Annotated in this window: 3 protein-coding genes; all 3 read left to right on the top strand. The window is 25.4% G+C overall.

What is annotated here, in order from left to right:
* The coding region (locus H7T98_RS10110) for a hypothetical protein (protein WP_201061849.1) at window positions 1–485 on the top strand (485 nt) is incomplete at its 5' end.
* Window positions 482–718: an ABC-three component system middle component 6 gene (locus tag H7T98_RS10115; protein WP_037603848.1), complete on the top strand. Its 237-nt coding sequence runs from the start codon at window positions 482–484 to the stop codon at window positions 716–718. The genes H7T98_RS10110 and H7T98_RS10115, both read left to right, overlap by 4 nt.
* A partial coding sequence (locus H7T98_RS10120; protein ID WP_201061851.1) for a DUF2326 domain-containing protein occupies window positions 708–2284 on the top strand: 1577 nt, incomplete at its 3' end. The genes H7T98_RS10115 and H7T98_RS10120, both read left to right, overlap by 11 nt.

Here is a 2284-nt window from a genome sequence, read left to right on the forward strand (position 1 = left end):
ATGTTGAGGGTTCAAAAACTTTACCACAAACAAAGATGTATAAATTTTTGGAAATTTTTAAAAATCAAGAATTTGAAAATAATACAGATTTTCCATTGGATTTACCTGAGGAGATTGGTAAAAAAATGGAATATAACTGTTCGAAAATATATATAGAGATATTTCGAGATTTATCTGAAGATTATTACAATCTAGACCAAATACTAAAGAATGATTTTGTTGAAAGTGAGAAAGTTATTAAGCAAGTTCGAATTGAGTTTATTACTAATTATGGAGAAGAACCTGATGAAATACATGAATCATTTGGAGATAACGTTTTAAACGAAATAAAATCTAGACTAGCGAAAAAGATATACGATGATCCAAGATACAAAGCAACTCCATTTGATTATGAGGATGTAGAGCAATTTGTAATTGCTCTATTGCAGTGTTGTGTTGCCGATTGTAAAATTTTATATAAACCAAGTATGAAAGATCAAAAATGATTTTATTAGATAAAAATAGTTCACCACATAATACTGTATTTTATTTATCTTCAATAATTTATGGCGTTATGATTGATAAAAATAGAATAGATAGTATACAGTTATATAACGAAGTTAATCAAAAATTGAGTGAAAAGGTTAATTTTACAACCTTTATATTAGCGATAGATTTTTTATTCTTACTAGACATGTTAGATGTAAGTGCTGAGGGAGATATATATAGTGTATATTAAAAGATTGTTTATAAAGAGTTTAAAAACAGAGAGTCTCGTTAGGGAAATTAACTTTCGCAATGGAGTTAATTTTATTGTTGATTCCAGTAATGGATTAAGTCATAATCAAGTCGGAAAAACTACCTTATTGAAGCTAATTGATATAATTTTTGGTGCGAGAGATAGATCAGCTTTATATGATGACAAGGATTTAAAGACTAGAAATGATAAGTTGAAAGCATTTATCGAGAATAATATGATTGCTGCAACAATTGAGTTAGTTGATAATATTGATTTTCCAAAAGAAGTCTATTATCTGACTGTTGAATTATTTGATGGAGGAAAAAGAAAAATTGGAGACACTATATTAAGCTTAAAGAATTATAATAGAGAATTAAATTTGATATTATTTGATAATCAGGCAAATATTCCAACATTTCGTCAGAATATTCAACCGTTTATAAGAGTTTCATTAAATCATGACAATGATCAATTTTTAAAATTTTTGGATCATGGCACCATTAATCAGTATCGAGCAATCTATAATTACCTATTTAATATATCTAATCCTGCATTTGATAAGGAACGAGATAAATTAAAAAAAGAATTAAATATTGTGAAGAAAGCTCAAAAGAAATATATGGAAATCAATGGATTTGATAATTTGAAAACAGCTGAAGAAAACATGCAAAAGCTTTCAAATTATATTAATGAAGTTGAATTGAAAATAGATAATATTGTGAGTAAAGACTATTTTGAAAAAAACATTAAATATATTTTGAAAAATCGAAATGAGTACCAGGCTATAATAGCTCAAATTTATGATTTAGAATATAGAATAGATCGTAACAATGAAATAATTGAGAACCTGAGGACTACTTTTACCAAGCATTTTGATGATGGCCTGTCAAAAGATTTTTTTAATGAAATAAACAATATAGTACCTAAATTAAATAAGACTTTTGGTGAGCTTATTGATTTTAATAACAAATTATTACAGAATAAGATTAATTATTTTAAAGATATTGGAGAAATATTACATAGACAAAAAGAAGTTTTGGTAAATAAAGTTGAAGAGATGGATTTAAAAAACAAAAATCATTTGTCTTTAATTAAAGATAACAAAATTGAAGACTATTTCAAATTAACTGAAATTCTTAATGGATATAAGAGTGAATGGATGGCAATTAAAGAAAACTTTAATTCATTAAAAAGGTTTGAAGAGGAAAAAAATGTAATAACTAAAAGAATTGAAAGTTTATCATCTTTTACTAAAGAAGAATTTAAAACTGTTTATTCTGAAAAGATAAATTTATTTAATACTTATTTTAATAAGATTTCAAATAAAATAAATGGTGAAAAACCTATTCTAATTTATAATCCAGATATTAGCGAATTCCCAGTTTCGATAAAAAATATACATAGTGGAACTAGTACTGGAACAAAAAAATCTCTCATTGCAGCATACGATATTTCATATCAAAAGTTTGCAACAGTTGAAAATAAAAAAGTACCAAAATTTGTCATACATGATGTTTTAGAAAGTATAGAAGGTGATAATTTAAATACTGACTCTTTTACACATCT

Origin of the sequence: Streptococcus sp. 23.2 (genome assembly GCF_016648665.1) — a bacterium.
In the GTDB taxonomy this organism is placed as follows: Bacteria; Bacillota; Bacilli; order Lactobacillales; family Streptococcaceae; genus Streptococcus; species Streptococcus salivarius_E.